Genomic DNA, 5,882 nt, shown 5'->3' with positions numbered 1-5,882 from the left:
CTCTCCCCCAAGTCCGTGGTGCGCGACATGATCGAACGCGCCATGACGTTTGCCGAATTGATCAGCCACTACGGACTCACTCGCTCCGAGGGGCTCGTCCTGCGTTACCTCGCAGACGCCTATCGCGCACTGCGCCAGACAGTTCCCACCGAAGCGCGTACCGAAGAAATCGAAGACATCATCGAATGGTTGGGCGAATTGATCCGCCAGGTCGACTCGAGCCTGCTCGACGAGTGGGAATCACTCACCGATCCCGGAGCTGAGATCGACGCCGAACAGGTCGCCTTCGGCGCCGACATTCCCCGGCCGATCTCCGCGAACCCACGCGCGTTCCGAGTAATGGTGCGCAACGCGATGTTCCGTCGTATCGATCTCGCGTCACGTCGACGCTGGCACGAACTCGAAAACCTCGAGGACGGTATCGACGCCGCGGAGTGGGAAGAGCAACTACTCCCCTACTTCGAGGAGTATCACTCCATCGGAACCGGACCGTCAGCACGTGGGCCGGCTCTGTTCCAGGTAGTCGAGGAAGACGAGTTCTGGCGCGTGCGTCAGGTACTCGAGGATCCCGAGGGCGATCACGGTTGGGCATTGCTCGGCGTCGTGGACATCCCGGAATCCGACGCGTTGGGCGAGATCGTGTTCGACGAACTCAGCGTCGTCGAAGGCTGAGAAACAAGAATGGTGCGCACCGAATCGGTGCGCACCATTCTTTGCGTTGACGAGCTAGCCGCGTCGGGCCTTGCGCGGCTGATTGCGGCGCGATGCACGCTTTTCCTTGATGCGAACGTTCTCCGCGCGCACGTCGGCTTGTAGCTTGCGTTCCTTCTCGAGCCACTCGGGCTTTTCTTCCAGCAGGGCAGCGACCTGATCCGTGGTGAGCGCCTCTTCGACGCCTCCGCGAGCCAGACCGGCAATGGAGATGCCCAGCTTGGCTGCGATGACCTGCTTGGGATGCGGGCCGGTGCGGCGCAACTCGAGGAGCCACTCCGGAGCTTCGGTCTGCAGCGCAGTCAGTTGTTCACGGGTCACGTCGCCTTCCTGGAACTCTTTCGGTGTTGCTTCCAGGTACACACCCAGCTTCTTGGCAGCCGTCGTCGGCTTCATCGTCTGGGGCGTTTTGTTCGACGTCATGCAACTAGAGTAGCCAGCCGTCGCGAAGTGTTTTACCAAGGCGGTAACCTTGCCAGGTGACAGACGCGGATAGTCCGGCAATTTTTCGTCTCGCGTATGCCCCCGGGGTGACGCCGACCAAGTGGATTCGGGTGTGGAACGAACGCCTTCCCGACATTCGCCTGGAGCTCGTTCAGTTCCCCGTTCTTGAGGTAGTAGCGGCACTTCGCGCTGGTGAGGCCGAAGCGGGTTTGGTTCGTTTGCCAATCGACCGCACGGAGCTCAGCGCCATCTCCCTGTATGCAGAGACGCCGGTGGTAGTGATCCCCAAGGATCACGTGTTCACCACTGTCGATCAGATTTCCGTCGCCGATCTCGACGACGAGATTGTGCTCAACCCCTTGGAAGACACTCTCGAATGGCCGACGCGTCCGGGTAAGGCCGCGGCCGAACGTCCGGAGACAATCGCCGACGCCATCGAGTTGGTCGCTGCCGGCGTTGGCGTTGTTGTGGTCCCCCATTCGCTGGCGCGCCTGCACCACCGCAAGGATCTGACTTTCCGTCCGGTGGACGGTGCTCCTGAGTCTCCGATCGCGCTCGCGTGGATGGAGTCCAAGACCACAGAATTGGTCGAGGAACTGATCGGCATCGTGCGTGGACGTACCGCGCAGAGCTCCCGTGGACGCAACGGTCAGCCGGCCGAGAAGATCAAGGGCTCGGTCAAGGCCAAGCTAGCGGCAAAGGAACGACGCGCCGAGGCCGCCAAGTTGGAACACAAGGCCAAGAGCGCCGGAACGGCCAAGAGTGTGTCGGGCCGCAACACCGGCGGCGGCAAAGCCAAAGCCGGCGGCAAAGCGGGCAGCGGCAAGTCCGGTGGCACCAAGAGTTCCGGTGGCCGGTTCTCGAGTAAGCCGAAGGGCCGCTAAACCTCCCCCGAAATCTCGCTTCGGCGAGCATGATGGAAGCCATGACTTCGGAGCATTTGAGCGCCCTGGACCAACTGATCGCACTGCTGCCTGATGGTTCGGTGCTCACTGATCCCGATCTGACAGCAGGTTATCGGCAAGACTGGGCAGCAGATCCGACTGCCGGCCATCCCGCCGCCGTGGTCCGAGTGATGTGCACCGAAGATGTTCAAACTGTCTTGCGCTGGGCCACCGAGCATCAAGTGCCGGTGGTTCCGCGCGGCGCCGGATCGGGACTCTCCGGTGGCTCGAGCGCTGTCGACGGTTGCATCGTGGTCAGTACCGAGCGGATGCGGGATATCACGATCGATCCGGTTGCCCGGGTCGCCGTGACTCAACCAGGCTTGATGAATGCCGAGGTCAAGAAGGCTGCCTCCGAGCACGGGCTGTGGTACCCGCCGGATCCGTCGTCGTTCGAAATCTGTTCCATCGGAGGGAACGCGGCAACCAATGCGGGCGGACTGTGCTGTGTGAAGTACGGCGTCACCACCGACTATGTACTCGGGCTGAAAGTGGTACTCGCCGACGGTACTGCGATATCGCTAGGCGGTCCGCTTCTCAAAGATGTTGCGGGACTATCGCTCACCAAACTCTTTGTCGGGAGCGAAGGAACCCTCGGCATCATCACCGAATTGACGCTCCGACTCATCCCGGCTCAACCACCGACGTTGACGGTCGTCGCTTCGTTCGACTCCGTGGCGGAAGCTGCGGACGCAGTTTTGGCGATTACCAGCAACATTCGGCCCGCGATGCTCGAGTTCATGGACCACGCCAGCATCAATGCCGTCGAAGATTCGGTACGGATGGGACTGAATCGACAGGCTCGGGCCCTGCTACTCGCCCAGTCCGACGCTCAAGGCGCAGCTGGTGATCTCGAGATCGAGACAATCGTCGCCGCCTGCGAAAACAATGGTGCTACCGAAGTATTCGCGACGGACGATCAAGCGGAAGGTGACGCTTTCACTGCAGCCAGACGAGCCGTGTTCCCCGCCGTGCAGGCACTGGGGAGTCTCATGCTCGAAGATGTCGGTGTTCCGATGCGCCAACTACCGGAGTTGATTACCGGTGTGGAAGCAATCGCCGAAGACCTTGATGTTCTGATTTGCACGGTCGCCCATGCCGGCGACGGAAACACTCATCCACTCATCGTCTTCGATCCATCCGATCCCGACATGACCGAACGCGCCCGTATCGCATTCGGTCGCGTCATGGACCTGGCAATTGCACTGGGCGGCACCATTACCGGCGAGCACGGTGTGGGCCGGATCAAACGCGACTGGCTACCAACTCAACTGGGCGAGGACGTGATGGCGCTCAATCGCAAGATCAAAGACGCACTCGATCCGTTGGGAATTCTCAATCCCGGAGCGGTAATCGCCGCAAAATAGTCGCACCTCGCGGGTCCCCTTTCGAGTGGGCACCCGGGGCTCCACGGGGCTAGACTCCCAGCAACATTTCACTGCCTGGGGGGACCAGCGAATGCGTAGATTCACCGTGGACACAACCTACACAAGTACGGCAAAGCACCTGCGCCCGCATCTGTTTGGCGGTCACTGATGCACAGCAATCCCGAACAAATGCACGAAACAGCCAGACGGATCTCCGACCTGGCTGACGACTTCTGGGACGACGTGGAATCGCTTCGCCGCGACTCCGAAACCCTCATGACAGCCGACTGGATCGGAGACGCAGCCCGAACCCACGCCGCACTCTGGGCAGAATGGATCGACTCCGCCCGGCAGGTCGCCGGCGCACTCACCGAAGACGCCGCACTCCTACACCAGGCCGCTACCGCATACAGCAAAACCGACCACGCAAACGCGAGCAGCATTTCCGGTGCTCGACTGAACATGAACCTCTGATGGGCCGCTACGTCGCCGATACCGAGCAGATCCTTACTCTGGTCGAACGAGCGAAAAACATCGGGCAGCGCATCGAGGCGCGCATCACCGACATCGAGCGTGAAGTCACCGCTCTCAACGTCGAGTGGGAGGGAGACGCCGCCACCGCGCACCGCACCACACACGACACCCTGCACCGCGAGATGAACGACATGCGCACCGCACTGATGCATCTCGAATCCACCGCCCGCGGCGCGCACGATCGATATGTTGCCAACGCCCGGCACAACAGTGGGATGTGGCCCTGATGGCGCCCATCACAATGGACCCCGACATCCTCACCGGCGCCGCAGCGCAGTACGAAACCGTCAGAAACAGTGCAGACCAGGTCATCCGATCACTGGGCAACACCCTCCACACGAACTGGGGCTGCGCCGGAACCGACAGCGCCGGCGCAGGGTGGGCCACCAGCTACGACCCGGCCGCCTTCGATGCCGTCGCCGCCGGAACGAACATCGTCAACGCGTTCGGCAAACTCCACGACCTTCTCGCCGCCACCGGCGTCAACCACGAAAACACCGAACGATCGAACACGATCCCACCCGAAGCACCCGACGGTCCTTCCCCGCAACTCCCGCCGGCTTCCGCGCCGACGTTCTACGGCGCCTACGGCGGCGACACCGAAGCACCCATCGGCTGGGAACTGATCACTGCCTGGCTGCAAGGCCACACCTGGCCCAACGGTGACCCCGACAAGCTCCAAGCCCTCGGCAAGGCTTGGCGTACCGCTGCCACCGGCCTACGCGATGCCAACGACGCAACCGGCACCACCTGGGTCACCCTCGAAGAACTCGCCTCCGACGAAATGCCGCAAGTCCTGGCACAACTCGACAATGTCTTCGTCGCCACCAACGATGTCGCCGGTCAGTACGACACCCTGGCCGCTGCCTGCGACGAGTGGGCCCAAACCATCGAGGAAGCCCACCGGAAGATCTTCGACATCGTCGGCAAAGCCATCGTCATCGGAGCGTTGGCCGGCGCAGTCACCGCACTCTTCACCCTCGGTGCCGGTACCGTCGCCGCGGCCGGCGCGACAGGAAGCGTGATCGCTGCCAGCGTCGTCGGGGTCCTCGGTGCGGTGGATGCGGTCGCAGTCGCGGCGGTCGGTGCCGTCGCCGCGGCGGGGGCTGCGGCTGTGGGTGCGGTCAACGAGCTGCAACCACTCCTCGAAGCCAACCCGACTACGTTCAACGCCAACACCGGCGGCGGCGGCGGAAACCCACACCACTACTATCGGGCGCCGAAGAACCTCGCGGGATTCCCGAATGCCAAACTCGTCAAAAGAATGAATGGGCGACAGCGCTGGAAGGACGACAAAGGGAACATCTACGAATGGGACTCCATGCACGGCGCCGTCGAAAAATACGGTAGAAACGGCAGACACTTGGGAGAATTCGATCCCGACACCGGCACGCAGACCAAACCCGCCGATCCTACCCGGAGAGCAGGAAAATAAACTATGTGGTATCTACAAGCTTACGACAACGACACCGAATTTATAGTCGAAGATCACCTCCTACACGATATGACTGTCGAGATCGTGAAAGAAATCCTCGGCATCGAGGATGGCGACTTCGAATTACCGGTCATTGCACGAAAAAACGACGTCCCTCTCGATAAAGTGCTCGAGTTCGCAAAATATATCGATGAACCGATCGAGATAGCCGAGAACTGCGAATATGAAATAGGCTTATTCGCCGACTGAACAGCATCACTGCTCCGATTGCCACGTTGAATCTGACGGTTCGGCAGATCGACCCAATGTATTCCAAACTCGCGAACCCTGGCCGTAGAGCAGGAAGGTGACACATGTGGTACCTCGAAGCTTTCGAAACGACACCGAATTTTTAGTCGAAGATCACCTCCTACACGATATGACTGTCGAGATCGTGAAAGAAATCCT

General features: G+C 61.1%; 8 protein-coding genes. 7 read left to right on the top strand and 1 reads right to left on the bottom strand.

The window, feature by feature from the left end:
• Positions 1-672: DUF3516 domain-containing protein (locus QM600_RS26760; RefSeq protein WP_283264800.1), on the top strand; the 672-nt coding region annotated here is incomplete at its 5' end.
• A gap of 54 nt (positions 673-726) precedes the next feature.
• Here the strand turns inward: QM600_RS26760 and QM600_RS26755 are convergent.
• The gene (locus QM600_RS26755; protein WP_283264799.1) at positions 727-1,134 is read right to left on the bottom strand and encodes a DUF5997 family protein; all 408 of its coding nucleotides are present in this window, start codon (positions 1,132-1,134) and stop codon (positions 727-729) included.
• Between the two features lie 56 nt (positions 1,135-1,190).
• On the opposite strand from QM600_RS26755, the gene QM600_RS26750 reads away from it, so the two are divergent.
• From QM600_RS26750 to QM600_RS26725, 6 genes are all read left to right on the top strand, one after another.
• A complete protein-coding gene (locus QM600_RS26750) occupies positions 1,191-2,039 on the top strand; it encodes a LysR substrate-binding domain-containing protein (protein WP_283264798.1) in 849 nt (282 codons plus the stop codon).
• Positions 2,040-2,080: 41 nt separating this feature from the next.
• On the top strand, positions 2,081-3,466 hold the full coding sequence (locus tag QM600_RS26745) for an FAD-binding oxidoreductase (RefSeq protein WP_283264797.1): 1,386 nt from the start codon (positions 2,081-2,083) through the stop codon (positions 3,464-3,466).
• A gap of 189 nt (positions 3,467-3,655) precedes the next feature.
• On the top strand, positions 3,656-3,940 hold the full coding sequence (locus tag QM600_RS26740; protein WP_283264796.1) for a WXG100 family type VII secretion target: 285 nt from the start codon (positions 3,656-3,658) through the stop codon (positions 3,938-3,940).
• Positions 3,940-4,227: a WXG100 family type VII secretion target gene (locus QM600_RS26735; RefSeq protein WP_283264795.1), complete on the top strand. Its 288-nt coding sequence runs from the start codon at positions 3,940-3,942 to the stop codon at positions 4,225-4,227. The genes QM600_RS26740 and QM600_RS26735 overlap by 1 nt, the downstream gene beginning before the upstream one ends.
• A complete protein-coding gene (locus tag QM600_RS26730; RefSeq protein WP_283264794.1) occupies positions 4,227-5,435 on the top strand; it encodes a colicin E3/pyocin S6 family cytotoxin in 1,209 nt (402 codons plus the stop codon). The genes QM600_RS26735 and QM600_RS26730 overlap by 1 nt, the downstream gene beginning before the upstream one ends.
• A gap of 3 nt (positions 5,436-5,438) precedes the next feature.
• The gene (locus tag QM600_RS26725) at positions 5,439-5,684 is read left to right on the top strand and encodes a DUF7683 domain-containing protein (protein WP_283264793.1); all 246 of its coding nucleotides are present in this window, start codon (positions 5,439-5,441) and stop codon (positions 5,682-5,684) included.
• Positions 5,685-5,882: the final 198 nt, after the last annotated feature.

Origin of the sequence: Rhodococcus sp. IEGM 1379, from assembly GCF_030056815.1 — a bacterium.
Classification (GTDB): Bacteria; Actinomycetota; Actinomycetes; order Mycobacteriales; family Mycobacteriaceae; genus Rhodococcus_F.
This window is presented reverse-complemented; position numbering and strand designations above follow the sequence as displayed.

Bases quoted from the DNA above. Each gene is read 5' to 3' on its own strand.
- QM600_RS26755 (WP_283264799.1), bottom strand. From the start codon at position 1,134: ATGACGTCGAACAAAACGCCCCAGACGATGAAGCCGACGACGGCTGCC.
- QM600_RS26745 (WP_283264797.1), top strand. From the start codon at position 2,081: ATGACTTCGGAGCATTTGAGCGCCCTGGACCAACTGATCGCACTGCTG.
- QM600_RS26740 (WP_283264796.1), top strand. From the start codon at position 3,656: ATGCACGAAACAGCCAGACGGATCTCCGACCTGGCTGACGACTTCTGG.
- QM600_RS26735 (WP_283264795.1), top strand. From the start codon at position 3,940: ATGGGCCGCTACGTCGCCGATACCGAGCAGATCCTTACTCTGGTCGAA.
- QM600_RS26730 (WP_283264794.1), top strand. From the start codon at position 4,227: ATGGCGCCCATCACAATGGACCCCGACATCCTCACCGGCGCCGCAGCG.
- QM600_RS26725 (WP_283264793.1), top strand. From the start codon at position 5,439: ATGTGGTATCTACAAGCTTACGACAACGACACCGAATTTATAGTCGAA.